Origin of the sequence: Kitasatospora indigofera (assembly GCF_014655955.1) — a bacterium.
Taxonomy (GTDB): Bacteria; Actinomycetota; Actinomycetes; order Streptomycetales; family Streptomycetaceae; genus Kitasatospora; species Kitasatospora indigofera.
Genome location: NZ_BNBO01000021.1, coordinates 107,628 through 134,416, shown reverse-complemented (window position 1 = coordinate 134,416; position 26,789 = coordinate 107,628). Strand labels below are relative to the sequence as shown.

Annotated in this window: 20 protein-coding genes, 1 tRNA gene and 1 pseudogene; 3 read left to right on the top strand and 19 right to left on the bottom strand. The window is 74.5% G+C overall.

Annotated elements, in window-relative coordinates; translation table 11 throughout:
- Positions 1-127: 127 nt before the first annotated feature.
- Together IE329_RS19635 and IE329_RS19630 are read right to left on the bottom strand one after the other, a co-directional pair.
- On the bottom strand, positions 128-979 hold the full coding sequence (locus tag IE329_RS19635) for a class II fructose-bisphosphate aldolase (RefSeq protein WP_190212225.1): 852 nt from the start codon (positions 977-979) through the stop codon (positions 128-130).
- Complete coding sequence (locus tag IE329_RS19630) at positions 960-1,217, bottom strand: hypothetical protein (protein WP_190212224.1); 258 nt, start codon at positions 1,215-1,217, stop codon at positions 960-962. The genes IE329_RS19635 and IE329_RS19630 overlap by 20 nt, the downstream gene beginning before the upstream one ends.
- A gap of 191 nt (positions 1,218-1,408) precedes the next feature.
- Here IE329_RS19630 and IE329_RS19625 point away from each other — a divergent pair, with 191 nt between their 5' ends.
- Together IE329_RS19625 and IE329_RS19620 are read left to right on the top strand one after the other, a co-directional pair.
- Positions 1,409-4,153, top strand: a complete 2,745-nt coding sequence (locus IE329_RS19625) for an NPCBM/NEW2 domain-containing protein (RefSeq protein WP_373311236.1) — start codon at positions 1,409-1,411, stop codon at positions 4,151-4,153.
- Between the two features lie 138 nt (positions 4,154-4,291).
- Positions 4,292-4,365, top strand: a tRNA-Met gene (locus tag IE329_RS19620).
- A 176-nt stretch (positions 4,366-4,541) separates the two neighbouring features.
- Here the strand turns inward: IE329_RS19620 and IE329_RS19615 are convergent.
- The 16 genes and pseudogenes from IE329_RS19615 to IE329_RS19545 form a co-directional block, all read right to left on the bottom strand.
- The gene (locus IE329_RS19615) at positions 4,542-4,763 is read right to left on the bottom strand and encodes a hypothetical protein (protein WP_190212223.1); all 222 of its coding nucleotides are present in this window, start codon (positions 4,761-4,763) and stop codon (positions 4,542-4,544) included.
- A 336-nt stretch (positions 4,764-5,099) separates the two neighbouring features.
- Positions 5,100-6,365, bottom strand: a complete 1,266-nt coding sequence (locus tag IE329_RS19610; protein ID WP_190212222.1) for an ATP-grasp domain-containing protein — start codon at positions 6,363-6,365, stop codon at positions 5,100-5,102.
- A 31-nt stretch (positions 6,366-6,396) separates the two neighbouring features.
- The gene (locus IE329_RS19605) at positions 6,397-7,629 is read right to left on the bottom strand and encodes an ATP-grasp domain-containing protein (RefSeq protein WP_190212221.1); all 1,233 of its coding nucleotides are present in this window, start codon (positions 7,627-7,629) and stop codon (positions 6,397-6,399) included.
- A 3-nt stretch (positions 7,630-7,632) separates the two neighbouring features.
- Positions 7,633-8,130 carry a flavin reductase family protein gene (locus IE329_RS19600; protein ID WP_190212220.1) on the bottom strand — a complete coding sequence of 166 codons (498 nt, stop codon included), beginning with the start codon at positions 8,128-8,130 and terminating at the stop codon, positions 7,633-7,635.
- A complete protein-coding gene (locus IE329_RS19595) occupies positions 8,127-9,482 on the bottom strand; it encodes an LLM class flavin-dependent oxidoreductase (protein ID WP_229927598.1) in 1,356 nt (451 codons plus the stop codon). The genes IE329_RS19600 and IE329_RS19595 overlap by 4 nt, the downstream gene beginning before the upstream one ends.
- Before the next feature lie 100 nt (positions 9,483-9,582).
- A complete protein-coding gene (locus tag IE329_RS19590) occupies positions 9,583-10,542 on the bottom strand; it encodes a D-2-hydroxyacid dehydrogenase family protein (RefSeq protein WP_190212219.1) in 960 nt (319 codons plus the stop codon).
- Position 10,543: 1 nt separating this feature from the next.
- On the bottom strand, positions 10,544-11,545 hold the full coding sequence (locus IE329_RS19585) for a dipeptide epimerase (protein WP_190212218.1): 1,002 nt from the start codon (positions 11,543-11,545) through the stop codon (positions 10,544-10,546).
- Positions 11,542-12,921 carry a DUF6025 family protein gene (locus IE329_RS19580; protein ID WP_190212217.1) on the bottom strand — a complete coding sequence of 460 codons (1,380 nt, stop codon included), beginning with the start codon at positions 12,919-12,921 and terminating at the stop codon, positions 11,542-11,544. The genes IE329_RS19585 and IE329_RS19580 overlap by 4 nt, the downstream gene beginning before the upstream one ends.
- Positions 12,918-15,491, bottom strand: coding sequence for an aconitate hydratase AcnA (acnA, locus tag IE329_RS19575; protein ID WP_190212216.1), 2,574 nt, complete (start codon positions 15,489-15,491; stop codon positions 12,918-12,920). The genes IE329_RS19580 and acnA overlap by 4 nt, the downstream gene beginning before the upstream one ends.
- Complete coding sequence (locus IE329_RS19570) at positions 15,488-16,921, bottom strand: citrate/2-methylcitrate synthase (protein ID WP_229927597.1); 1,434 nt, start codon at positions 16,919-16,921, stop codon at positions 15,488-15,490. Before IE329_RS19570 ends, acnA begins: the two co-directional genes overlap by 4 nt.
- 32 nt (positions 16,922-16,953) lie before the next feature.
- Positions 16,954-18,528 (bottom strand): amino acid adenylation domain-containing protein, encoded by a 1,575-nt coding sequence (locus IE329_RS19565; RefSeq protein WP_190212215.1) that lies wholly within the window; start codon positions 18,526-18,528, stop codon positions 16,954-16,956.
- Between the two features lie 272 nt (positions 18,529-18,800).
- Positions 18,801-19,415 carry an RraA family protein gene (locus tag IE329_RS40755; RefSeq protein ID WP_229927600.1) on the bottom strand — a complete coding sequence of 205 codons (615 nt, stop codon included), beginning with the start codon at positions 19,413-19,415 and terminating at the stop codon, positions 18,801-18,803.
- 84 nt (positions 19,416-19,499) lie between these two features.
- Positions 19,500-22,100: pseudogene (locus tag IE329_RS19560) on the bottom strand (YCF48-related protein); the annotation flags it as partial.
- 153 nt (positions 22,101-22,253) lie between these two features.
- The gene (locus IE329_RS19555) at positions 22,254-23,447 is read right to left on the bottom strand and encodes an MFS transporter (RefSeq protein WP_229927596.1); all 1,194 of its coding nucleotides are present in this window, start codon (positions 23,445-23,447) and stop codon (positions 22,254-22,256) included.
- 314 nt (positions 23,448-23,761) lie between these two features.
- Positions 23,762-24,433, bottom strand: a complete 672-nt coding sequence (locus tag IE329_RS19550; protein ID WP_190212212.1) for a response regulator — start codon at positions 24,431-24,433, stop codon at positions 23,762-23,764.
- Complete coding sequence (locus IE329_RS19545; protein ID WP_190212211.1) at positions 24,430-25,251, bottom strand: sensor histidine kinase; 822 nt, start codon at positions 25,249-25,251, stop codon at positions 24,430-24,432. The genes IE329_RS19550 and IE329_RS19545 overlap by 4 nt, the downstream gene beginning before the upstream one ends.
- A gap of 379 nt (positions 25,252-25,630) precedes the next feature.
- Between IE329_RS19545 and IE329_RS19540 the strand changes: the two genes are divergently transcribed.
- Entirely contained in the window at positions 25,631-26,161 is a 531-nt protein-coding gene (locus IE329_RS19540; protein WP_229927595.1) for an NUDIX hydrolase, read from the top strand.
- A gap of 251 nt (positions 26,162-26,412) precedes the next feature.
- On the opposite strand, the gene IE329_RS19535 is transcribed toward IE329_RS19540, so the two are convergent.
- Positions 26,413-26,745 carry a hypothetical protein gene (locus IE329_RS19535; RefSeq protein ID WP_190212210.1) on the bottom strand — a complete coding sequence of 111 codons (333 nt, stop codon included), beginning with the start codon at positions 26,743-26,745 and terminating at the stop codon, positions 26,413-26,415.
- Between the last annotated feature and the right edge of the window lie 44 nt (positions 26,746-26,789).

Sequence of the window (26,789 nt, the reverse complement as noted above, 5' to 3'; positions counted from 1 at the left end):
CGCCTTCATCGAACGCCAGGTCGTCTCCGGCCTCACCGCCGGATCCGTCAAGTAGCGGGCCCCACCACCGCGAAGGCCGCGGCCGGCCGGGTCTCCCCCGGGCCGGCCGCGGCCTTCGCGGTCCTGCTCACGCCGCCGTGCGGCCGCCCCCGGCCAGCACCCGCAGCAGCCGGGCGACCTCCTCGGTGACCGCCTCGCGGGCCGGGGTGAAGTACTTGCGCGGGTCGACCAGTTCGGGGCCGGCGTCGAGCCGGGCCCGGAGTTCGCGGGTGAAGACCCGGTTCAGCTGGGTGCCGATGTTCACCTTGCTGATCCCGGCCGCGACCGCCCGGACGAGGTCCTCGTCCGCGACGCCCGAGGAGCCGTGCAGCACCAGCGGCACCGGAACGGCCGCGCGCAGCTCGGCGATCAGGCCGAAGTCGAGCTTGGCGTCCCGGGTGCTCATCGCGTGCGAGCTGCCGACCGCGACGGCCAGCGCGTCCACCCCGGTGGCCGTGGCGAAGGCGTGCGCCTCGGCGGGGTCGGTGCGCACACCCGGCGCGTGGGCCCCGTCCTTGCCGCCGATCTCGCCCAACTCGGCCTCCACCGAGACCCCGTGGCTCCGGCAGAGGGTGACGGCCGCGGCCGTGGCCGCGACGTTCTGCCGGTACGGCAGCCGGGCGCCGTCGAACATCACCGAGGTGAGGCCCAGTTCGACGGCCTCGGCGACCAGTTCGGCGGACTCGGCGTGGTCCAGGTGCACGGCGACCGGCACGCTCGCCGCCCGGGCGGCGGCCAGCGCGGCCAGGCCGGTCGGGCCGAGGGCGCCGTGGTAGCGGACGGCGTTCTCGCTGATCTGCAGGATCACCGGGCGGCCGGCCCGCTCGGCGCCGGTGACCACGGCCTCGATGTGTTCGAGCTGGATGACGTTGAACGCGCCGACCCCGGTGCCCTCCCGCACGGCCGCGGCGACGATCTCGTTACTGGTGGCGAGGGACATGGATCTCCTGCACGGGTACGGCGGTCCGCGACCGCCGGTCGGTGGGTGGGTCGAAGCGGCCCGCGAGCGGGGGCAGCGCGGCGGCGGACCGCGCCCCGGTCTCCCGCACGGTCCGTGGCGGGGCGGCGCCGCCGGCCCGGGGGTGGACGGCGGTGGCCACGCGGGAGCCGTCCGGGACGGGGCGGCGCAGCCGGCGGGTGGTGCCGGGGGCGGTGTTCGGGGTGACGGTGAGGACCACCGGTGGCTCCAGGGTCGGAGGTGGAGCAGCATGCTTCTTCTTGCATGATTGATAGCTGGTTCAAGCACTAGTGCGCAAGCTTCGATCGCGGATCGCCGCCCGGGCAGTCCGGTCCGCGGCATTGTCAGGGTCAGGTCGACTGCGCTATATCTGCAGAATCACTGCTTAGTTCTGCCGACAAAGAGGTCCTAGTGCGCAAAACTTTGCACCACCCTCATCGAACCCGACGCCGGGGCACCGTCCTCGCCCTCGCCGCCGCCCTCGCCCTGGGCGGCGTCACGGCCGGCCCGGCGCTCAGCCCGCCGGCGGCCGCCGCCACCACCTCGGTGGGCGCCGTCACCGCCTTCCGCGCCGACGGCGCCGTCTACACCCTCACCGCCGGCGCCGCCAAGGCCCGGGTCAGCTTCGTCACCGACCAGGTCTTCCGGATCGAACTCGCCCCGACCGGCACCTTCACCGACCCCACCGGCAGCGACATCGTGCTGCCGCAGGGCCCGGCCCCCGCCAGCAGCTGGCGGGACGCCGGCGACCGCTACGAACTCTCGACCGGCGCGCTCACCCTGCGCGCCTACAAGTCCGCCCTGCGCTTCGCCCTCTACCGGGCCGACGGCAGCAAGGTCTGGGAGGAGAGCGCCCCGCTCTCCTGGGACGGCAAGGCCACCACCCAGACCCTGGCCCGCGGCGCCGCCGAGCAGTTCTTCGGCACCGGCGAGCAGAACGGCTCCTTCACCTACCGGGACCGGACCGTCCAGGTCGGCGTCGACGGCAACTGGAACGAGGGCGGCCACCCCAACTCGGTGCCCTTCTACCTCTCCTCGGCCGGCTACGGCGTCTACCGCAACACCTACGCGCCCGGCACGTACGCCTTCACCAGCCCGGTGAAGGCCACCGAGCAGGAGATGCGCTTCGACGCGTACTACTTCGCCGGGCCGGGCCCCAAGGACGTCATCGGCCAGTACACCGCGCTGACCGGCAAGCCCTTCCTGCCGCCCGTCTACGGCCTGGAGATGGGCGACTCGGACTGCTACCTGCACAACGCCAACCGGGGCGAGCGGCACACCCTGGACGCCCTGAAGGTGGCCGACGACTACGTGGCCAACGACATGCCGAACGGCTGGATGCTGGTCAACGACGGCTACGGCTGCGGCTACGAGAACCTCTCCCAGGCCGCCCAGGGCCTGCAGCAGCGCAAGATGCAGCTCGGCCTGTGGACCGAGAACGGGCTCGCCCAGCTGGCCGACCAGGTCAAGGCCGGCCAGCGGGTGGCCAAGCTGGACGTCGCCTGGGTCGGCAGCGGCTACAAGTTCGCCCTGGACGGCTGCAAGGCCGCCTACCAGGGCATCGAGGCCAACAGCGACGCCCGCGGCTTCACCTGGGCGCCGGAGAGCTGGTCCGGCGCCCAGCGCTGCGGCGTGCAGTGGAGCGGCGACCAGTCCGGCAGCTGGGACTACATCCGCTGGCAGATCCCGACCTACGCGGGCGCCACCATGTCCGGCATGGCGTACAACACCGGTGACGTGGACGGCATCTTCGGCGGCAGCGCCAAGACGTACACCCGCGACCTGCAGTGGAAGTCCTTCCTGCCGGCCGTGATGTCGATGGACGGCTGGGCCCCCAGCGACAAGCAGCCGTACAAGTACGGCGAGCCGTACACCTCGGTCAACCGCAAGTACCTCAAGCTCAAGGAGTCGCTGCTGCCGTACATGTACAGCTACGCGGCCGAGGCCACCCGGACCGGCGTCGGCCCGGTCCGCCCGCTCGCGCTGGAGTACCCGGACGACCCGGTGACCGCCACCGACGCGGTGAAGTACGAGTTCCTCAGCGGTGAGGACTTCCTGGTGGCGCCGGTCTACGCGGACACCTCGGTGCGCGACGGGATCTACCTGCCCAAGGGCACCTGGGTGGACTACTGGACCGGCCGCAGCTACCAGGGCCCGACCACGGTCAACGGCTACAGCGCACCGCTGGACACCCTGCCGCTGTTCGTGAAGGCCGGTGCGGCGGTGCCGATGTGGCCCGGGATCAGGTCCTACCAGGACCGCGCCGCCGGGTCACCGCTGGCCTGGGACGTCTACCCGCAGGGCCGGAGCTCCTTCACGCTGTACGAGGACGACGGGGTCACCCGTGAGCACCGCGACGGGCGCTCCGCCCGGCAGACGGCCACGGTCGACGCGCCGGCCGCCGGGACGGCCGGCCAGGTCCGGATCGACGTCTCCGCCAGCGTCGGCGACTTCACCGGCAAGCAGGCCGCCCGCCCGTACCTGTTCAGCGTGCACAGCACCACCGCGCCGGCCACGGTCGCCCTGGGCGGCCGCCAACTGCCGCGCCAGGCGAGCAGGTCGGCGTTCGACGCGGCCACCGAGGGCTGGTGGTACGACAGTTCCGACCGGTCCGGGGTGATCCAGGTGAAGACCGCGGCGCTCGGCACCGCCACCGCCTTCCAGCTCGTCCTGGACGGCGCCACCGCCGTCGGCAGCGGTACCACCGACCCCGGTCCGACCACCGACAGCTGGGCGAGCGACCTGCCCTGGACCTCCGCCGTGAACGGCTGGGGCCCGGCCGAGCGCGACCGCAGCAACGGCGAGCAGGGCGCCGCCGACGGGCACCCGCTCACCCTGAACGGCACCACCTACGCCAAGGGGATCGGCGTGCACGCCGACTCCGACATCGCGGTGCAGACCGGCGGCCACTGCTCCTCGTTCACGGCCACCGTCGGCATCGACGACGAGATCAACGGCTACGGCGACGTGGTCTTCTCCGTGGTCGCGGACGGCGTCACCCTGTGGACCTCGCCCACGGTCACCTGGCAGTCGCCGCCGCTCCCGGTGGACGTCCCGCTCGGCGGCGCCCGGAGCGTCCGGCTGAAGGCCACGGTGGCCGGCAGCAAGACCGGCGACCACGCCGACTGGGCGGCCGCCCGTTTCCACTGCGCCTGACGGGCCGGGCCGCTCCGGCGGGCCGTCGGGGGGCCGCTGCGGGAGACCGCTGCGGCGCCCCCGGAGCGGCCCGCCGGGGTGGCCGGGCGGAAACCGGTCGGCCCCGGCGCTTTCATGCCGTAGTGTGGTGTCTACCGACGCGGGGTGGAGCAGCTCGGTAGCTCGCTGGGCTCATAACCCAGAGGTCGCAGGTTCAAATCCTGTCCCCGCTACTGCGAAGTAGTACGAGAAGGGCCCGGTGCATCCGCACCGGGCCCTTCTCGATGTTCATGGTGACGGCGCACGACGACGGCCCACGAAGACCGGGCCCGGTGTCCGGGTCGGAACGGCGCCCCGGCGGGGTGCCGCGCCACGGCGGTGGCCGCACCGGACGGGGCCGGGGGCGGAGCTAGGCGGCGCGGTGCTGCGGACAGGCGCAGGGCGGCCAGTAGCCGCTCGCCAGCGGAGCCGGGTTCACCGGCGAGAACTCGGCCGGGGAGTCCTGGTTGCCCTTCGGCTGCCCGTTGGCGTCCACCCGGTACGTCCGGATCCACATCCGGCCGGTCTCCCGGTCGGGCGCCTCCGCCGTCCTGCTGCTGCCGGACACGTCAGCGCCAATGCTGGTGACCATGGGCTCTCCTTAGGCCTGCCGATGCATTCCTTCAACAAACGCACGGTTGAGTCGTCCTGTCGCACACCGACTCCCCCGACGGTAAGCGAAGACCCCGAGATTTTGGAAGCGAACGGACAGCAATCCTTCGACTTCTGAACATAAACCTGCCCGAGTCTCACCTCATGGCTACACATGACAGCCGCCGGCTACCGTCCGGCTACTCCGGGTATGTCCGGATCCCGGCCACCGTCCGCCCGTCCCCGAAGCCTTGAACGGCGGGCGGCGGCCCGGACGGTGGCCGGGCCGGGGCCCCGGCCCGGACGGGGAGGCGGCCGGAGGTGCGGCGGCCCGCCGTCAGACCGTGTCCGCGTCCACGGACCGCACCCGGAGGCGGAACTCCAGGCCCGCCACCGCCGTCCTGGCCCGCCGCACGGCCTCGTCCGCCGTCGTCGCCAGGGCGCGGGCGTAGGCCACCCGCGACTCCGAGTGCTCCAGCGCGCCGACCCGGGCGCCCGGGCGGGCCGCCGCCACCACCTCCGTCACGCCGGGCAGCGCACGGGCCTCCTCCAGGCCCAGGATCTCGTCGAGCGTCCCGGCGGCGGCCGGCGAGGCGAACCAGATCGCCGAGCTGTGCGCCTCCGGCCGGGGCTCCGCCAGCCGGGCGCGGATCCCTGGCAGCACCTTCTCGCCCAGCGTCTGGCGGGCCGTGCAGTCGTCGATGTCCACCCCGGTCGCCTCCAGGGCCAGGGCCGGGATCATGTCGCCGCCCATCCGGACGTGGGTCTCGATCACCCGCGGGCCCGCGGGCGTCAGCACGACCTCCGTGTGGGTCGGGCCGAAACCCACCCCGAGGGCGTCCAGCACGGCGTACACGTGCGCCTCGACCGCCGCCGCCGTGCCGGCGGGCAGCTCCGCCGGTGCGACGTGGCCCAGCTCCACGAAGCTCGCCGGGTCGGAGTACTTGCGGGTGATCGCCACCAGGACGTGCTCGCCCGCCTCGGAGAACGCCTCCACGCTGAACTGCGGGCCCGCCAGGAACTCCTCCACCAGCACACCGGTGTTGGACAGGCCCAGGTAGCTGCCGGCGGCCCGCTCGAAGGCCCGGGGCAGCTCACTGTCGTCCGTCACCTTGGTGACACCCGCGCTGCCCGAGCTGGAGACCGGCTTCACCACGCACGGCGCGCCGGCGGCGGCGACGAAGGCGCGGAGCTCGTCGGGGCCGGTGACCCGGGCGCAGGCCGTGGTGTCCACACCGGCCGCCCTCAGCCGGGCCCGCATCGCCTCCTTGTCGTGGACCAGCCGCACCGTCTCCGGAGTGTGCGCGGCGAGGCCCAGCGCGTCGGCGATCACCGCGTAGTGGTCCTGGTCCCGCTCCCCGAAGGTGCCGATCCGGGTGAACGGGTCGCGGGCGTGCGCCGCGGCCGCCAGGTCGATCCACTCCTGGTCGGGGGCGTCCCCGCGGACGCCGATCACCCGGGCGTTCGCCCCGGGCTCGCGGACCTTGCCGATGTAGTCCAGCTGGCAGATCACCGTGGTGCGGGCGCCGGGCCGGGCGGCCCGGATGCGGGCGGGGAAGTCCCGGCCCGGGCCCACGACCAGGACATGCTCGGACGAACTCATTGCCGTGCTCCTCTCGAAGGGTGGGGGTGTGCTACGTCCAGGCCGTGTTCCGGTGCCACCAGTCGACCGCCTCCGCGAGCCGCTCGCGGACCGCCCCGGCGGTGTCCGCCTCGACGAACACCGAGGCCGCCGCGTCCGAGACGTGCTCCACGCCGTTGCGCGGCACCCCGGGCTCCAGCAGCAGCGTGACCTCCGCGCCCGGCACCGGGCAGGGCCCGGCCGGGGGGACGAACTCGCCGTGCCCCGGCGGCAGCAGCACCCAGCCGACGGCGGCCGAGGGCGCGGACGGCTGCCCGGTCAGGGCCAGCGGCGATCCGCACTGCGCACGCAGCCCCTCGCGGGCCAGCTGGACGCCGAAGGCGCGCTCGTAGGCCTCCGCGATCAGTGCGCCGCCGGCCCGGCTGGCTATCTCGCACAGCACCGGGACGCCGTCCGGACCGATCCAGGCCTCCAGGTGGAAGGCCAGCGGGTGCGGGGCCGCAGGCAGGGCCGCCACCACGTCCGCCGCCATCCGGGCCAGCACGGCGGTGCGCCCGTCCTCGGGAGCCAGCAGCACGCTGCCGATGTGCAGTTCGTCGTGGATCCGCTCGGCCAGGCCGCCGCTGTACTGGCCCGGCCAGGCGTGCACCACCCGGCCGTCCCGCATGATGCCGTCGACGTGGAAGAACTCGCCGGTCACGAAGGACTCGACCATCCACTGGCCGGGCAGGTACGGCACCTCCGAGGCGCCCTCGCCGGCCAGGAACGCCGCCACGTCGTGCGGGCCGCGCAGGATCGCCACGCCCTCGGCGCCCGCGCCGAGCCGCGGCTTGACCACCGCCGGGAGGCCCTCGGCCTCGATGAAGTCCATCAGGTCCGCCGGGCTGTCGACGGGCGCGAAGGCGGGCACCGCGATGCCGGCCGCCCGCGCAAGCCGCTTCATGACCACCTTGTCCCGGTAGGCCGTCGCGGACGCCACGTCCTGGCCCGGGAGCCCCAGCCGGGCCCGCAGCCGGGCGGCCCGCAGCACGTCGCTCTCGCTGGTGCTGGCGACGAGGTCGGCGCCGTACCGGCGGGCGGTCTCCTCGGCGAACCGCTCGGCGGCCCAGGAGTGGTAGTCGTCGACGAGCCCGTGCTGGGGGAAGTGCTCGGCCAGCGCGTCCGGGGTGCCGGCCACCGCCTTGGGCGTGGTCAGCAGGACGATCTCGTCGGCGGTGCGGTCCAGCCACTCCTGGAGCGGCCGGGTGGCCAGCGGCTGGCGGGAGAGCAGCAGAACTTTGGGCATGGTTCAGGTCCTCGCTGGAGTGGGGGCGGAGACGGGCCGCAGGTCCCCGTGCAGGTGCACCAGGCTGTCGCCGGGCGCCCCCTGCCGGACCTGCTCGACGGCGCCGACCAGCAGGTGGTGGTCCCCCAGCCGGAGCTGCCGGTACCGGGAGCAGAGCAGCCAGGTCAGGCAGTCGTCGAGCAGCGGCACCCCGTACGGGCCGGGCCGCCAGGCCGTGGGCGGCGCGAAGCGGTCGGCGCCGGGGCGGGCGAACCGCAGGGCGAGGTCCGCCTGGTGCGCGCCGAGCAGCTGGATGCCGAAGCGCTCGCAGTCCTGGAGCCGGGCCCAGGTGCTGGAGGTGTCGGCGAGCGTCACGGAGACCAGCGCCGGGCCGGCGCTGACCGACGTGAAGGAGGTCACCGTCACCCCCACCGGCCCGTCGGCGCCGGCCGCGGTCAGCACCGCGACGCCGGCGGCGTGGGCCCGCAGCGCCGACCGCAGTGCGGCCCCGTCGACGGTCACCGGGCGGCCCTGGCGGCGGCGCCGAAGGCCGGGCGGGGCAGGCCCAGGTGCTCCCGGAGCGTGCTGCCCTCGTACTCGGTCCGGACCAGGCCGCGGCGCTGCAGCTCGGGCACCAGCAGGTCGACGATCGCGTCCAGGCCGCCCGGGTGGTAGTCCGGCATGATGTTGAAGCCGTCGGCGGCCTCGTTCTCGAACCACTCCTGCAGCTGGTCGGCGACCGTCTCCGCGGTGCCCAGCAGGAACCGGTGCCCGCGGCCGGCCGCGACCGCGAGGTACAGCTCGCGGATGGTCAGGCCCTGCCGCCTCGCCTGGTCGTAGATGGTCTGCTGCTTGCTGGTGCTGCCCTCGGTGGCGGGCAGTTCGGGCAGCGGGCCGTCCAGCGGGTAGCCGGAGATGTCGACCATGCCGAGCTGGTACGAGAGCATGCCGAGCCCGACGACGGGGTCGACCAGCGCCTGCAGGGTCTCGTACTTGTCCTCGGCCTCGGCCTGGGTGCGGCCCACCACGATGAAGGCGCCGGGCAGGATCTTCACGTCCTCCGGGTCGCGGCCGTGGTCGGCGACCTGCTTCTTCAGGCCCCGGTAGTAGACCTGCGCCTGGTCCAGGGTCTGCTGCACGGTGAACACCACCTCGGCCCAGCGGGCCGCGAAGTCCTGCCCGTCCGGGGACGACCCGGCCTGCACGATCACCGGGTAGCCCTGCGGCGGCCGGGCCACGTTGAGCGGGCCCTTGACCGAGAAGTGCTCGCCCCGGTGGCCGAGGATGTGCAGCTTCTCCGGGTCGAAGAAGCGGCCGGACTCCTTGTCGTGGAGGAAGGCGTCGTCCTCCCAGCTGTCCCAGAGGCCGGTGACCACCTCCATGAACTCCCGGGCCCGGTGGTAGCGGGCGGCGTGCTCGGGCTGCTTGTCCAGGTTGTAGTTGCGGGCCTCGGCGTCGGTGGCGGAGGTCACCACGTTCCAGCCGGAGCGGCCCGCGCTGAGGTGGTCCAGCGAGGCGAACTGCCGGGCGACGGTGAAGGGTTCGTTGTACGTGGTCGAGCAGGTCGCGGTCAGGCCGATGTGGGTGGTGTGCACGGCGAGGGCCGAGAGCAGCGTCATGGGCTCGAAGTGGACCATCCGGCCCTGCCGGCTGAGCTCGTCGGCGTCCTTGTACTTGGTGCGCACGCCGGCCCCGTCGGACAGGAACACCATGTCGAACCGGCCGCGCTCGGCGGTCCGCACCAGTGAGCGGTAGTAGTCGAAGTCCAGGCCGCCGTCGGGGCGGGCCTCGGGGTGGCGCCAGGCGGCGACGTGGTGGCCGGGCGCGGGCAGGAAGGCGCCGAGCTTCATCATGCGGCGGTGCGGGCTGCTCACCGGTGGTTCTCCAAATCGGCGGAACGGAAAGGGGGGTGTGGGCGCCGGGGCGCGCGGCACCCGGCCTCGTACGGGTGCCGGGGCCAGCCCGGCCGCCGGGTCAGCCGAGCCGGCGGACCGGCGCGCCGGCCAGGTAGGCCTCGATGTCCTCGACGGCCTGGCCGTAGTACGTGCGGTAGTTGCTCTCCGCCACGTAGCCCAGGTGCGGGGTGGCCAGCAGCCGGGGGGCGGTGCGCATCGGGTGGCCGGCCGGCAGCGGCTCGATGTCGAACACGTCGACGCCGGCGCCAGCGATCCGGCCCGCGTGCAGCGCGTCGAGCAGGGCGTCCTGGTCGACCAGGCCCGAGCGGGAGGTGTTGACCAGGTAGGCGGTGGGCCGCAGCAGCGCCAGTTCGGGGGCGCCGAGCAGGCCGCGGGTGCGGTCGCCGAGCACCAGGTGCAGCGAGACGAAGTCGCTGGTCCGCAGCAACTCCTCCTTGGACGGAGCCAGTTCGACGCCGACCTGGTCCGCGCGCTCCTTGCTGAGGTGCTGGCTCCAGGCCGTCACCTCCATGCCGAAGGCCAGCCCCACCCGGGCCACCCGGCTGCCGGTCTTCCCGAGTCCGAGCAGCCCCAGCCGGCGGCCGTGCAGGTCGGCGCCGACGGTGGACTGCCAGGGGCCGTCCGTCCGCAGGGCGGTGTTCTCGGTGACGATGCCGCGCGCCAGCCCGAGCAGCAGGGCCCAGGTCAGTTCGACCGGCGGGGTGGCGGAGCTGCCGGTGCCGCAGACGGTGACGCCGTTGCGGCCGGCGGCCGCGAGGTCGATGACCGAGTTGCGCATGCCGGAGGCGATCAGCAGCTTGAGCCGGGGCAGCCGGTCGAGCAGCGCGGCGCGGAACGGGACGCGTTCGCGCAGGGTCACGATGATGTCGAAGTCCGCCACCGCGGTGGCCAGTTCGTCGTCGGTGGCGAAGTGCTCGGTGAAGGTGGTGACCTCCACCCGGTCCTGGACGGGGCTCCAGTCGGCCAGGGTGGTGGCGACGTCCTGGTAGTCGTCGAGCACGGCGCAGCGCAGCCGCATGTCAGTCCTCTCCGTAGGATCCGGGCACGGGGGTGGCGCCGACGCCGGGCGCCGACGGCAGGGTGAGGGCGCCGCGGTCGACGCGCATGCCGGTGAAGGGGTCGTCGAGCAGGCCGACCGGCCCGTCCAGGTCGAGGTGGTCGGCGAGGCCGGCCAGCTGGGCCATCGCGGTGGTGCCGAGGGTGCTCTCCACCTTGCAGCCGAGCATGACCCGCAGTCCGCCGGCGCGGGCGAGCGTGATCATCTCCTGGGCGCGGTCCAGGCCGCCGCACTTGAGCAGCTTGATGTTGATCCCGGCGGCCCGGCCGCGCAGCCGCAGGACGTCGGCGGGGCCGGCGCAGTCCTCGTCGGCGAACACCGGTACGGGCGAGCGCTCGTGGACGTACCGGAGCTCGTCGAGGCGGCCGGGGGCGACCGGCTGCTCCAGCAGCTCGACGTCGTGCCGGTGGAGTTCGGCGGCCACCCGCAGGGCCTGCTCCGGGCTCCAGGAGCCGTTCCCGTCGACCCGGATCCGGCCGCCGTAGACCGAGCGGAGCACCCCGGCGCGGCTGCCGTCGTCCTCGGGGGTGAGCTTCAGCTTGAGGACCGGCCAGTCCCCCAGGGCCTTCGCCCGCTCGACGAGTTCGTCGTCCGGGCAGGCGCCGATGGAGAGCGCGGTGGGCTCGGCGGGCATGCCGTCGAGCCCGAGCAGCCGGTGCAGGGGCTGCCCGCAGGCCTTGCCGAGCAGGTCGTGCAGCGCCATGTCGACGGCGGACCGGGCGGCCGGGGCGAGGTGGTCCAGCCGGGCCAGCGCGGCCCGCAGGCCGAACGGGGAGGCGCCGGCCAGCAGGGGCGCGCAGGCGTCGAGGTCCACGGGGTCGGCGCCCCGGGCCGTCCCGTGGCCGCGCAGCCCCTCCCAGGCCAGCTCCACGACGCTCTGCCGGACCTCGGTGGTGACCCCGGTGTTGCTGACGAAGGGCTCCCCGAGGGCGATCACCACCTCGCGGTGGGTGAGCCGGATCATCCCAGCACCTCCTCGAAGGCCGCGACCGCCCCGCAGGCCTGACGGAACGTCAGCTCACGGAACCCCTCGGGCTCGACCGGGACGGCCGGATCGCGCGGGTCGCCGCCGGCCGGCACCCCGCTGCCGCTGCGGAAGCGGCCGCGCAGGTACCCGGACAGCTGGTCCCGGTGGCCGCCCAGCCAGGCCAGCGTCGTCCCGTAGGCGTCCTCGGGCCCGGCGGCGCGGACGGCCCGCAGCAGTCCGGCGAGCACCTCCGCGTCCCGCGGCGAGGTGCTGGGCGGGCACAGCATGAAGGCCTGCGCGGGCAGCAGCACGAAGGCCACCGGGGCGGCCCGGTCGAAGTGCCGGACCAGCGGGTCGGTGATGGCCCGCAGCGAGCGGACGGTGGAGCGGCGGGACAGGTAGCCGCCGCGCCGGGGCGGGCAGCCGGCCATCGCCCGGGCGCCCCAGTGCAGATGCGTGATGAACGGGCTCTCCGGCGCCGCACCCGGGGCCTGCGGGTGGTGCATGTCGAGCAGCGCGAACAGCACGTTGGTCAGCTGCAGCGACATCACCGGCAGGACGGGCGGCAGTTCGGGCAGCCGGGCGAAGAACTCCCGCGGCTCGACCAGGGCGCGCACGGTCAGCATGACGGCCTCGGCGAGGGCCCGGGCCGAGGGGTAGCGGTGGCCCTCCAGCAGGTAGCCGGCGCCGTCCGGGCGCAGGTCGCAGCGGCCCACCTCGCCGTCGAGCCGGACGGCCTGGCTGATCAGCTCGGCGAAGGCCTGGTTGCGGCCCTGCACGGCCGCCTGCTCGATCAGCAGGGTGAGCATGTCGGTGACCAGCGCGGCGTTGTCGGTGAGGGCGGCGGCCCACTGCTTGAAGCGGTAGCCGGGCAGGGCGAGCATCCGCTGCCAGTGCAGGTCGACCAGCGGGACGAGCTGCCCGTCCACCTCGGCCTGCACCAGCGGGCAGAACAGCGGCTTGGAGCGGTCCCGCGGGGCGAAGCCCCGGCCGTCCCAGGTGTGGAGCGGCAGGGTGTGCCGCTTGCCCCGGTCGATCAGCGAACCCGGCTGGTAGGCCTCGTCGCCGCCCTCGGTGGCCGCCTCGGTCCGGGTGAAGCCGTAGATCAGCGGGTAACCGTAACCGCCGCCGCAGATGGCGGTGTTGAAGTCCATCGGCCCGGAGCGTCCGGCCGCGATGTCCTCCCAGTTGCCCAGGTGGCCGGTGCGCGGCGGCAGCAGGGCCGGGTCGGCGTCCAGCGCGTCGAGGACGGCGCCGACCGGCACGTCGTGGTTGCCGAGGTGCACCGGGACGAAGGTCTTGGTGCCGGCCGTGAGCGCGTCGGCGCCGGCCGCGGCGCGCAGGCCGAGGCGGTCCAGGATGTGGGTGCTCACCGGGCGCCCTCCTCGGCGTGCAGCCGCGCCAGCAGGTACGGCAGCGTGCCGCCGGCCAGCAGGACGTCCCACTCCCCCGCCGAGCGCACGTCGGCCCGGACGGTGAACTCCCGCCCGTCGGCGGCGATCCGCACCTCGCCGCTCTCCCGGACGCCGTCCGGGTCGAGGGTGAACTCCTCGTGGCCGGTCAGCCCGAGGCCGTCCCGGCCCCCCTCGGGGAGCAGCAGCGGCAGGATGCCCATCGCGCAGAGGTTGGCCCGGTGGATGCGCTCGAAGCTCTCCGCCAGCACCGCCCGGACGCCCAGCAGCCAGGGGCCCTTGGCGGCCCAGTCGCGCGAGGAGCCCATGCCGTAGCTGCGGCCGGCCAGCACGATCAGCGGGGTGCCGGCCGCGGCGTAGCGCTCCGCCGCCTCGAAGACGGGCAGCCGCTCGCCGCTCAGCAGGTGCAGGGTGGTGCCGCCGCTGTCGCCGTCGCCGGCCAGCCGGTTGCGCAGCCGCGGGTTGCTGAAGGTCCCGCGGGCCATCACCTCGTGGTTGCCGCGGCGCGAACCGTAGGAGTTGAAGTCGCGCACCCCCCGGTCGAGCAGGTGCCGGCCGGCCGGCGAGCCGGCCGGGATCGCACCGACCGGTGAGATGTGGTCGGTGCTGATGTCGTCGCCGAGCACCAGCAGGGCGCGGGCGCCGGTGAGCGGGCCGAGGGCGGGGCCCGGGTCGACGTAGGCGGGGGGCCGGATGTAGGTGGAGTCCGCGTCCCAGGCGAAGACCTCGCCGTCGGGTGCGGCGATCGCCTGCCAGGCCGCCCCGGGCGCCTCGTCCTGCGCGAACATCCCGGGGGTGACGAACCGGTCCTCCAGCTCCCGCAGTTCGCCGCTGTGCGGCCAGAGGTCGCGCAGGTGGACGGGCTCGCCGTCGCGGCCGGTGCCGAGCGGCTCGTTCTCCAGGTCGGCGCGGACGGTGCCGGCCAGGGCCAGCGCCACCACCAGCGCCGGCGAGGCCAGGTAGCCGGCCCGCACCTGGCCGTGCACCCGGGCCTCGAAGTTGCGGTTGCCGCTGAGCACGGCGGCCACGGTGAGGCCGGCCCGGTCGACGGCCTCGCCGACGCCGGGGTTGAGCGGGCCGCTGCCGCCGTTGCAGGTCATGCAGCCGTAGCCGGCCACGTGGAAGCCCAACTGCTCCAGGTCGGCGAGGAGTCCGGAGTCCTGGAGGTAGCGGGTGACCGCGCGGGAGCCGGGCGAGAGGCTGGTCTTGACGTGCGCGGGGACGGTCAGGCCGCGCTCGACGGCCCGCCTGGCGATCAGCCCGGCCGCGAGCATCGCCTTGGGGTTGGAGGTGCTGGTGCAGGAGGTGATGGCGGCGATGACCAGGTCGCCGTCGGTGACGCCGGACTCGGTGCGGGGCCCGGCGGGGTGCAGCGCGGCGAAGGAGCCGGGCAGCTCGCCCAGCGAGATCCGCTGGTCGGGCCGGCTCGGGCCGGCGAGGCTCGGGCCGACCTCGCCGAGGTCGAACTCGATCGTCCGGCCGAAGACCGGCCCGGCCTCCTCGCGCAGCAGCCGCTGGCGCGCGCAGTAGTCCCTGACCCGGGCGACGTCCGCCTCGGTGCGGCCGGTGCGGCGCAGGTAGTCCAGGGTCTCCTCGTCGACCGGGAAGAACGCGGACATGGCGCCGTACTCGGGGGCCATGTTGGCGATGGTGCAGCGGTCGGGGGCGGTGAGTCCGGCGACGCCCGGGCCGGTGAACTCCAGCATCAGGGCGCGGACGTTCTCCTCCCGCAGCCGGCGGGTCAGGGTGAGCACCACGTCGGTGGGCGAGGTGCCGGGGCTGACCGCGCCGGTGAGGCGGACGCCGACGATCTGCGGGACGCGCAGCGGCTGGGCGAGGCCCAGCATCTGCGCCTCCGCCTCCAGGCCGCCGACGCCCCAGCCCAGCACGCCGAGGCCGTTGACCATGGTGGTGTGGCTGTCGGTGCCGATCACGGTGTCCGGGAACAGGCCGCCGTCCGGGCCTTCGGTGACGACGGTGGCGAGCCGCTCCAGGTTGACCTGGTGGACGATGCCGCGCCCCGGCGGGATCACCCGGAGGCCGTCGAAGGCGCCCTCGGCCCACTTGAGGAAGGCGTAGCGCTCCTGGTTGCGGGACATCTCCAGGGCCTCGTTGAGGCCGAGCGCGTCCGGGCGGCCCGCCCAGTCGGTCTGCACCGAGTGGTCGACGACCACGTCGATGGGCAGCGCGGGGTTGACCCGGCCGGGCTCCGCCACCCGGTCGCGGAGCACCGCGAGGTCGACCAGCAGCGGGATGCCGGTGTAGTCCTGGACCAGGATCCGCGCGGGGCGGAAGGGCATCTCCAGGTCCGGGTCCTCGCCGCGGGCCAGCCGCTTGCCGAGGACGGCGGCCCGCTCGGCGTCGCCCGTGCGCAGCAGCGACTCGATCAGCACCCGGCCGGTGTACGGGACGGCGCCGAGGTCGAAGCCCTGGGCGGCCGCGAAGCCGGGCAGGTCGGGCGCGGGCAGGCCGGGCAGGGGCAGGGGCAGGTCGGGCGCGGGCAGGCCGGGCGCCGGGGTGGTACGGCTCATCGCTCCTCCGCCTTCCGGTAGGTGCGTCCGCGGGGGCCCGTGTAGGCCAGCAGCGGCCGGATCAGCACGTTGTTGGACTGCTGCTCCAGGGCCTGCGCCACCCAGCCCGGGGTGCGGCCGACCACGAAGAGCGGCACCGCGAGGTCGTCCGGCAGGCCGAGCAGCCGGTAGGCGAGCCCGGCGTAGAGGTCGACGTTGGCGGCGACGCCGTGCCGGCCGTACGGCCGCATCGCGGCGGCCACCGCGTCGAGGATGTCGAGGCCGCGGGTGTCGCCGCGCTCCTCGCTCAACTCGACCACGGTGCGGCGCAGATGGACCACCCGCGGGTCCTCGGTGCGGTAGACCCGGTGACCGAAGCCCATCACCGGCTCGCCGCGGCCCTGCAGCGCGGCCACATGGGCCTCGGCGTTCTCCGGGGAGCCCACCCGGTCGATCAGGCCGACCACCCGCTCGGCGGCGCCGCCGTGCACCGAGCCGGCGAAGGCCGCCACGGCGGCGGTCAGCGCGGCCGTCATGCCGGCCCGGCATCCGATCGCGACCCGGGCGGTGAACGCCGAGGCGTTGGAGCTGTGGTCGGCGTGGACGATGAAGCCCTTGTCGATGAAGCGCACCGCGGCCGGGGAGGGGCGCTCGCCGAGCAGGACGGTGAGGAAGGCCTCGGCGTGCGAGGCGTCCTCGGCCGGCTGCAGCGGCTCGCGTCCGCTGCGGAAGGCGTGGTGGGCGGCGACGATCATCGGGATCCGGGCGATCAGGGCGATGCCGGTCTCGCGGGCCTCGGCGTAGCTCTCGTCGGTGCCCGGCTCCCGCCGCGGCCCGTAGGCGCCGAGCGCGGAGACGCAGGTGCGCAGCGCCTCCATCGGGTGCGCGTGCGCCAGCGAGCGGGCCAGGCCGAGGACGGGGGCGGGCAGCGCGCGGGCCGCGCCGAGCTGCTTGCGGAACAGCTCCAGGGCGGCGGCGTCCGGGAGTTCGCCGTGCACCAACAGGTGGGCGACCTCCTCGAAGGAGGAGTGCTCGGCCAGGTCGTGGATGCTGTAGCCGCGGTACTCCAGGGTGCCCTCGGCGCCGTCGATCCGGGTGATCGCGGTCTGGTCGAAGGTGACGCCCTCCAGGCCGCGGTGCACGGTGCGCCGGGCGGCCGGCTCGGGGGCGGACGCGGCGGACGCGGCGGACGCGGCGGCGGGGGCCTCCCCGCGCTCCCGGCCGGCGGCGAACTCGCGCAGGTCGGCGACCGAACGGAGCGCCAGCGTCAGGTCGTTGTCGACCTCGACGCCGTACTCCTGCTCGACGGCGACCATCAGCGAGACGTGGCCGAGCGAGTCCCACTCCCTGATCGACTGGTACTCCAGGTCGTCGGTGACGCGGTCCTCGGCGATGCCCAGGGTGCGGGCGAGGAGCTGGTCGACCTTGCTCACCTTGCTCACGGTGCTCACGGGTCCCTTCCTGCGGGGGTCGTCGGTGCTGGTCAACTGCGGGCGGTGGAGGTCTCGTCGAGCCGGCGGCGGAGCGCCGCGCGGTCGACCTTGCCGTTGGCGTTGACCGGCATCTCCTCGACGAGGTGGACGGCGCGCGGGGCCATGTAGGCGGGCAGCGCGGCGTCGCAGGCCGCCGTCAGCGCGGCCACGTCGTCCGCGCCGGTCACCACGGCGGTGACGGTGCCCGGGTCGGGCCAGAGCAGCGCGACCGCCTCGACGGCGCCGGCGCGGCGCAGCACGGCCTCGATCTCGCCCAGTTCGACCCGGTGGCCGCCGACCTTGACCTGCTGGTCGTTGCGGCCGAGGCAGACGTACTCGCCGTCCTGGAGCCGGACCAGGTCGCCGGTGCGGTAGTAACTGCGGCCCTGGTGGGTGAACCAGCGCTCGGCGGTGATCCCGGGCGCCCGCCAGTAGCCGGGGGTGGTCTGCGCTCCGGCCATGCAGAGCTCGCCGGTCGCGCCGTCCGGCACCGGATCCAGCCGCTCGTCCACCACCAGCGGCAGCAGGCCCGGGTAGGGGCGGCCGATCGGGACGTTGTCGTGGGCGCAGGCGGCCGGGCTGGTGGCCGGGTCCCAGCGGTGCACCGTGCAGGCGATGGTCAGCTCGGTGGGCCCGTAGAGGTTCTCCACCACGGAATTCGGGGCGGCCGCCTGCCAGGCCTCCGCGGTGGCGCGGGGCAGCGCCTCACCGCAGAACAGGCTCCAGCGCAGCGTCGGCATGCTGCCGGGGGTGAGCACGCCGCGTCTGCGCAGCATCGCGCCCACCGAGGGCACCGAGAACCAGACGGTGATCCCGTTGCGCTCCAGGTACTTGAAGGGCGCGAGGAGTTCGATCGGGTCCGTGGAGCAGAGCCGCGCACCGTTCTCCCAGGCCATGAAGAGGTCGAAGACCGACAGGTCGAAGGTCTGGTCGAAGGTCTGGGTGAGCCGGTCGTCGGGGGTCAGCCGGTAGCGCGCCTGGTTGGCGTCCAGGAAGGCCCGGACGTTGCCGTGGGTGACCGGGACGCCCTTCGGGACGCCGGTGCTGCCGGAGGTGAACAGCAGGTACGCGAGGTCGTCCGGCGACACCTCGGGCAGCTGCTCCAGCGGCGCGGCGGCGGCCAGGTCCATCGCGTCCAGCAGCCGTACGTCGCCGAGGTCGCCGGCCTGGCTGCGGACGACGTCGGGCAGCAGCACGACCGGCTTGCGCGGCAGGCCGCGCAGCAGGCCGGCGAGCCCGGGCAGGGAGGCCGCGTCGACGATCAGCGCGTCCACGTCGGCCCGCTCCAGCATGGAGCGGGTGCGCTCGGCCGGGAACTTGCGGTTCAGCGGCACGAAGGCGGCGCCGGCCAGCAGCGCGGCGGCCACCCCGAGGTAGGAGGCCTCGCTGCGGTGGGCGAACACACCGACCCGGCGGGGGCGGCCGCCGGCCGCCTCGACCAGCAGGGCGGCCCACCGGCGCGCGGTGGCGGCGGCCTCGCCGTAGGTGTGCTCGCGGCGGCCGACGGTCAGCGCGACGCCGTCGGGCCGCACGCGCGCGTGGTGGAGCAGGCCGGCGCCCAGGCGCAAACTCAGTGCTGTGGTCATCTCGATCCGAACCCGTCGGTGACTGGACCCGGACGACGCTAGTCACGGTGCCTTCCGGCGGCTCCGTTGCGCGCGCTAACCCTCTAGACACTCTTAACCCAGAAAACTGTGTTCTGCTCATTTGCCGCACGGCACCGGCGAGTTGCCTCCTGGCACACGCAGAACAGCGGCGCACCGGGGGAGTTCGCTCCCGTGGTGCGCCGCTGCGCGGGTGCCGTCGACGGCCGGCCGGGCCGGACCGACCCGCCGGGCCGGTCAGGCCGGTGGGGCGGTCAGCCGGTGAAGCCCTGCTCGGCCAGTGCCTTCTCGATCCGGGCCCGGTGCTGCGCCTCCCAGTCGTCCAGCGACTCCTCCGCCTCCTTGGCGAGCTTGGCCAGGGCGGCGCCCAGGATCTCCTCCTGGCGGGCGGCCGGGGTGACCACGATCCCCTCCTCGTCCGCCACCACGATGTCGCCGGGGTGCACCAGCACGCCGCCGACCCGCACCGGGACGCCGAGCGCGCCGAGCTCCTTCTTGGTGCCCGGGATCGGGATCACGCCGCGCGAGAACACCGGGAAGCCCGCCTCGCGCACCTCGCCCAGGTCCCGGATGACCCCGTCGACCACGAACGCGGCGATGCCCCGGCGCTGGGCGACGGCGCACACGTTGCCGCCGGCCAGCGCGTAGTCCACGTCCCCCGACTCGACCACGACGACCGAGCCGGGCTCGGCGCGGTAGATGGCGGCGTGCAGCATCAGGTTGTCGCCGGGCGGGCACTGCACGGTGTACGCCGGTCCGGCGACCCGCGGCGACGCCCAGAGCGGGCGGATGCCGGTGTCCATGACCTGCTCGCGGCCCAGCAGGTCGGCGAGCGTGGTGGGGGGAACGTCCTCGAACGGGTGCGCCATGTCTTCCTTCTCCTCCAGGTTGCGGTCCGGGCCGGGACGGCGCGGGGCCGTGTCCTTCTCCGGACTGTAGAAGTGCTGGTCCCAGCTGGTACCGCCGTCCGAGGTCGACAGTACGGTGCCCTCGTCGCCGACGATCCACGACTCCCGAGGGGAGAGCACCCGGACGTTCCACAGGGACATCCCGGTGCCCGTGGTGGCGACCCGCCAGGTCGCACCGCCGTCCTCGGTGGTCATCACGGTGTCGCTGCGGCCGACCACGCCGCCGGTCCGGCCGTCCGCCGAGAAGTGCACGGCGGTGAAGTTCTGCCGGGTGGGGCAGTCCCGGCGCTCCCAGTTGCGGCCGCCGTCCCGGGTGTGCAGGACGGTGCCGCGGTGCCCGACGGCCCAGGCGGTCAGCGCGTCCACCGCGTGGACGTCGATCAGGTCGTCCTCGCCGCCGCTGTCCTGGGTCTCCCAGTGCGCGCCGCCGTCCCGGGTGGCGAAGACGGTGCCGCCGGTGCCGACCGCCCAGCCGGTCCGGTCGTCGGCGAAGTCCACCGCCCAGAGGCCGCAGCCGGCGTACGGGCTCGGCTGGTGCTCCCAGGTGGCGCCGCCGTCCCGGGTGCCGAGGATGGTGCCGCCGTCGCCGACCGCCCAGCCGGTGCGGCCGCCGGGACGGACGTGGACCTCCAGCAGGTCCTTGGTGCTGCCGCTGTCCTGCCGCTCCCAGTGGGCCCCGGCGTCCCGGGTGGCGAGGACGGTGCCGGCCCGGCCCACGGCCCAGGCGGTGGAGCGGTCGGACGGCGAGACGGAGTAGAGGTTCGCGGCGGTGCCGGCCTGCTGCCCGGTCCAGCGGCCGCCGCCGCGGGTGGTCAGGACGGTGCCGCCGTCGCCGACCGCCCAGCCGTCCTGCCCGCCGGGGAAGAGGTGCACGCCGTAGAGGTTGCGGCCGGTGCTCGCGACGTGCGAGGCCCAGGTCACGCCCCGGTCGTGGCTGGCGAGGACGGAGCTGCCGTCGCCGACCGCGTACACCCGGGCGCCGTCCGGCTGTGCCCAGACGGCCTTGAGGTTGTCGGCGACGCCGCTGGGCCGGGCGGTCCAGGTGCGGCCGGCGTCGGTGCTGGCGAGCACCGTGCCGCCGTCGCCGACCACCCAGCCCAGCTCGCCGGAGGCGGTGAACGCGGCGCCCCAGAGGCTGACTTCGGTACCGGTGGCGCGCCGCGTCCAGGTCCGGCCGGCGTCCTCGGTGGTCAGCACGGTGCCCGCCCGGCCGACGATGCAGGCGGTGCCGTCGGGGCCGGCCTGGACGTCCGTCAGGGTGGTCCGGACGCCGGCGTCCTGGCGCCGCCAGCAGGCCCCGCCGTCGTCGCTGGCCAGGACGGTGCCCTCCGCGCCGACCGCCCAGCCCTGCCGGCCGCCGGGGGCGAAGTGGACGGCGAGCAGCGGCAGTTCGGTGCCGGTGTCGGCCAACTGCCAGGTGGCCCCGGCGTCCTCGGTGGTCAGCAGCGTCCCGGCGGCGCCGGCCACCCAGCCGCGCTCACCCTCGCAGTGGACGCTCAGCAGCGGCACATCGACGGGGGTCGGCCGCCTGGTCCAGGTCGCGCCGCCGTCCTCGGTGGCCAGCACCAGGCCGCCGTCGCCGACCAGCCGGCCGCGCCGGCCGTCCGCCAGGAAGGCGACGTCCCACAGCAGTTCGCCCGTGCCGGTGTCGCCCAGCTGCCAGGTGGCGCCGTCGTCGGTGCTGACCGCGAGCAGGCCGTCCTGCCCGACCGCCCAGCGGGCCGCGCCCGCGCCGTGCACGCCCACCAGGTCCTTGTGGATGCCGCCGAGCTGCGCCGTCCAGCTGCCGCCGCCGTCCCCGGTGGCCAGGATCAGACCGGAGTCGCCGACCGCCCAGCCCTGCCGGGCGTCGGGGGCGAAGGCGAGCGCGACCACGTCCTTGGCCGTGCCGCTGGGCTGCGGGGACCAGCTCCGGCCGCCGTCGTGGGAGGCGAGGACGACGCCGTCGTCACCGGAGGTCCTGACCTCTCGGCCGTCGGGCGCGGCCCACAGCCCGTACAGGTCGAGCCCGGTGCCGGCGTCCGCGGCGGCCCAGGTGGCGCCGCCGTCCTCGGAGCGCAGCACGGTGCCCGTCCGGCCGACCGCCCAGCAGAGCCGGGGCGAGACGGCGTGGATGCCGCGCAGGTCCACCGTCGTGCCGCTGTCCTGGACGACCCAGGTCGCGCCGCCGTCGGTGGTGGCGTGGACCGCACCGCGCTTGCCGATGATCCAGGCGGTCCGCTCGTCCAGCGCGAAGCAGCGGGTGAAGTGGGTGTCGTCGGAGCGCTGCGGCTGCCAGCTCGCCCCGCCGTCGACGGAGACGAGGACGGTGCCGCTGTCGCCGACCGCCCAGCCGGTGCGGCCGCCGGGCGCGAAGGAGACGCCGTAGAGGTTGCGGTCGGTGCCGGTCTCCCGTGCCTCCCAGTGCCGGCCGCCGTCGGTGGTGTGCAGGAGGGTGCCGTCGCGGCCGGCGATCCAGCCGCGCGCGGTGTCGGCGAAGCAGACGGCGCGCAGGTCCTTGTCGGTGCTGCCCTGCGCGTGCCAGCGGTGGCCGCCGTCGCCGGTCGCGAGGATCATGCCGCCGTCGCCGACGGCCCAGCCGTGCGCCTCGTCGACCAGGCAGACACCTTGGAGATTCACGCTCCGCGGAGCGATGGTGCGGGTCATGGGTGAACCTTCGCTGTGGGTGAGGGTGGTGGGGGTACTCGGCGCAAGGGCGGGGCCGGGCGGGGCCGTCGGGCGGGACGAGCCTCAGGCCGGCACGGGACCGCAGGCCGGGACGGGCTTCAGGCCGGGACGGGCTTCAGGCCGGGACGGGCTTCAGGCGCTCGCGGCGACCGGCTCCGCCGCCGCGGCGCGGGCGCGGGAGCGGGTGCCCCGGGCCACCACGGCCGGCATCGCGGCGCCCAGCACGGCGTACGAGACGCCCAGCACGATCCAGCCGGCCGCGCCGTGGTCGATGACCAGCCAGGCGAAGACCGCGGGGGCGAACATCTTGCCGATGTCGCCGCCCATCTTGTAGGTGCCCTGGTACTGGCCCTGGGCGTGGTCGGGCGCGAGGTCGAAGGCGATGGTCCAGCTCCCCGCCGCCTGCCGGATCTCGCCGAGCGCGTGCAGCAGGGCGCCCAGCACCAGCAGGGCGCAGGCGAGGGCCAGGCCGGCGCCGCTGGTCATGGCGAACACGACGCAGGCGACCGCCACGCAGCCCGCGCCCTGGAGGCTCGCCCAGGACGCCGACCTCGGGTTGTCGGTGCCGCGCGCCACCCTGGTCTGGAAGGCCACCACGAAGGCGGTGTTGATCAGCAGGATGACCGCGCTCATCCAGCGCGGCGCGCCGGTGTGGTGGATCACCCAGAGCGGCAGCACCAGGTCGAGCAGCAGGGCGTGCGTGACGAGCAGCCCGTCCAGGGCGGTGAACATCAGGAACGGCACGTCGCGCAGCACCGCGAAGGCCGCGCCCGCCGAGGCCGGCACCGGTGGCACCGGGGCCTCCTTGGCGGTGAGCAGCCCGGTGACGAGGAAGCAGACGGCGGTGAGCACCACGGCCCCCTGGTAGCCGGCCCGGGCGCCCCAGGCGAGGACCAGGCCGGACAGGCAGGCGCCGATCGCGATGGTCACGTTGAGTGCCGCCCGGATGTACGCCATCACCCGGACCCGGTCGCCCTGCGGCACGTTGGCCGCGATCATCGCCTTGCGGGCGTTGTTGCCGGAGCGGTAGGCGAGCCCCTGGACGGAGGTGACGACCAGGTACGACCAGAAGCCCTCGACGAGCAGCAGCGCGGCGGTCAGCGGGGCCAGTGCCAGGAACGACCACATCTGGACGGTCCGCGGCCCGGCCCGGTCGGCGAGGTGGCCCAGCGGGATGCTGGACACCAGGACCAGGGCCGCCGTGATGCCCAGGCTGACGCCGAGTTCGCCGGGCGTGAGGTGGACCATCGTCACCGCGTAGATCGCGTTGATGGCCATCCAGAGCCCCTGCCCGAGGGCCATCACCATGGTGATGAACGTGAGCATCCTGGCGGGTCCGGGCGGGGGAAGAATACGGGTCAGCACGGATCGGTTTCCTGTCGCATCATCCTGGCGCGGAAATTCCTGGGAAATTCCTGTGCCCTCGGTCCTGGCTCTGGATTCTTCCTGGAGGCTAGGTCATCACGAGGGCGCCGCAATCGTTGTGAGCGCAAACCGACTTGACTGCGGAAAGTGGGTTCTGCTCATTTGTCCAACGGCCGGTCGGGCTCCACCCGGCGGCCCCGGCCGGCCGCGCCGGGACACCGGTCCGGCGGCCCCGGAGATGCCCCGGCGTTGCCCCGGCCCGGCCGCGGTCGGCCTCAGCCGCCGGAGTACATGTGCTCGGGCCGCCCGCTGTCGCCGTAGCGCAGGGTCATCTCCAAGGTGCCGGTCTCCGCCAGGTACTTGAGGTAGCGCTGGGCCGTGGAGCGGCTGATCCGGGCCTGCTCGGAGACCTCCTGGGCGGACACCTGGCACTCGGCCCCGGTGACGATGCAGGAGATCAGCTCGGCGGTGCGCTCCGAGTACCCCTTGGGCAGGCAGTGCGCGGCCTCGGGCGTGCGCAGGCTGCCCAGCATCCGGTCGATCCGGGCCTGGTCCATCTCGGTGCCGTCGTCGATGGTGCCGCGCACCTGGGCGTAGGCCTCCAGCTTGCTGCGCAGCCCCTGGCTGGTGAACGGCTTGACCAGGTAGTGCAGGACGCCGGCCCGCATGGCCTCGCGGACGGAGGCCGGCCGGCGGTCGGCGGTCACCATGATGACGTCGATGTCGTGGCCGAGCTGCCGGAGCCGGCGGGTGAGGGAGAGTCCGCTCTCGTTCGGCAGGTGCTGGTCGAGCAGGATCAGGTCGATGCCGCCGCGCTCGACGGCGGCGAGGGCGGGGGCCGCGCTGTGCGCGATGCCGGCGACCCGGAAGCCCGGGACCTCGGACACGTAGTGGGCGTTGATCCTCGCCACGTAGAAGTCGTCGTCGACGACCAGGACGTCGATCACGCCGCGCCCCGCTCGCCGCCCCGGGAGGTCACGGGTGTCCGTGCGGACCTCGGCGGGGCGGCCGGCACCCGCACGGTGAAGACGGCGCCGCCGCCCTCCCGCCCGGCCACCGTGACCGAACCGCCCCGCTCCTCGGCGACGGCCCGGACGAGCGCCAGGCCGAGCCCGCGGTTCGGTGCGTCCGCGCGCCGCTTGGTGGAGAAGCCCAGGCCGAAGACCGACTGCCGCAGGTGCGGTGCGACGCCCGGCCCGTTGTCGGCCACCCGCAGCTCGACCGCGCCCGCGGCCAGCCCGAGCCCGACCTCGACCCAGGGGTCGGCCCGGCCGGACTCCAGCACCGCGTCCGTGGCGTTGTCGATCAGGTTGCCGAGCACGGTGACGATCTCACCGGCCCGGACGGGACAGCTCGGCAGCGAGGCGTCGGGGCTGAGCCGCAGCCGCACCCCGCGCTCCGCGGCGGCGAGCAGCTTCCCCACCAACTGGGCCCGAACCAGCGGGTCTTCGACCCGGGCCAGGACCTCGGAGACCGCGACGAGCGGAACGCCGGGCGTCGCGGCGATCAGCTCGGGCCGTCTCTCCGCGTGTCTGGCGAGTTCCATCAGCCCGTACAGGGTGTGCAGCGTGTTGCGCCGCTCGTGCCGGCGGACACCCGCATCGGTCAGGTACCGGCCGCCGGGCGCGTCCAGCAGGGCGGGCCCGACGGACAGCAGGGCGGCGTCGGCCTCGCCCCGCCGGGCACGGGGACGCGCCGCGCCCGCGTTCCGGTTCCGTCGTGCGGCCGGTGACTGCGTGACGTCCGGGGGTGTGTGATGAGTCACGTGGAACAGCTTTCCTGTGGCATGCACCTGCTGAAGAGAGAACCATTACATCCAGATCACGGGCCGATCAGCAAGATCGGGAGAGTAAAGAGATCGCCCGGACGCCACCCCTGGAATGCAACCACGGCAAAATCCTGAAATGCCCGATTCGACCGCGTACTTCGGCCCGGTGATTACCCTCCGTGAGTTCACTCCCCCCGGCGGGACCGTGCATTCCGGAGCCCCGCGCGGCCGCCGTTCCGACGGGCCGGGCGGGGCGGTGCCGGGCTCCCGGCCCGCCGTTCCGGCTGCTCACCGGCGGGCAGGGCGCGCCTCGCCGCCGGGGAAGGACCTCTGACAGGATGACGCCCACCGGCGTCGACATTCCTGAGAGGTCCCGTTGAGCGAGTGGACGATCCACGGCAGCCGCACCGTCTACAGCAGCCCGTGGATGGAGCTGGCCCTGGTCGACGTCGAGCCGCCCGGGTACCCCCGCTACGAGCACCACCTGGTGCGCTGGGCACCGGTCGCGGCGACGGTCGTCCTGAACGAGCGGGACGAGGTGCTGATGATGTGGCGCCACCGCTTCACCACCGACACCTGGAACTGGGAGATCCCCTGCGGCATCGTCGAGGACGGTGAGGAGGTCGCGGCCGCCGCCGTCCGCGAGGTCGAGGAGGAGACCGGCTGGCGCGTCGGCGCGGTGGAGCCGCTCGTCTACACCCAGCCGGTCGGCGGGATGAGCAACGCCGAGCACCACGTCTTCCTGGCCCGGGGCGCCGAGTTCGTCGCCCCGCCCGTCGACACCCACGAGGCGGACCGCATCGAGTGGATCCCCCTCGACCGCGTCCAGGCCATGATCAACCGGCGCGAGATCGTCGCCGGCGTGGCCCTCACGGGCCTGCTCCAACTCCTCGCCCGCCGGCCCTGACCCGAACCGGCCGGGCGCCCCCGGGCACGGGCGTCCGGGCAGCGCACAGCCGTGGCCTCCGCCCGCGCGGCGGGCCGGTTCCCCGCCGACCGTGCGTCCGGTGCCCGTCGGGCGACGGCCGGCAAGGTGCCCGGTCGGCGACGTGCCGGGCCGGCGAGGTGCCCGGCCGGCGAGGTGCCGGACGACCCACGCGTCCGGCCCGGTCCCACCCACGCTGTTGGTCAGAGCCGGGCCGGACGCCGGGCGGTGGCTCAGTCGCTGATCTGCGTGTGTGCCGGTCCCGAGTCGTAGCGGTCGAGGAACTCGTCCGCCGTGAGGTCGAGCGCGTGCAGTTTGGAGAACACCTCCGTCCCCACGCCCAACTCCTCGTCACCGTCGGAGATCCGGTGGGCCTGCACCATGTCGAGGACTTCGAAGTCGCTCTCCCCGGCGTACTCCGCCGCCTCCCGCTCGGCCAGCCCGATCGCCTCGTCGAGGGACCGGGCGCGGAACAGCACGACGCGCTCCTCGTAGGGCCGGTTCTCCCAGGGCAGCCATCGGTAGAAGGTTCTGGCGCTGTACCACGCCTTCGGCTCTTGATTCATTGCGCCACGCTCTCCGCTGCGTCGTCTCCGGGGCACCCTCACCC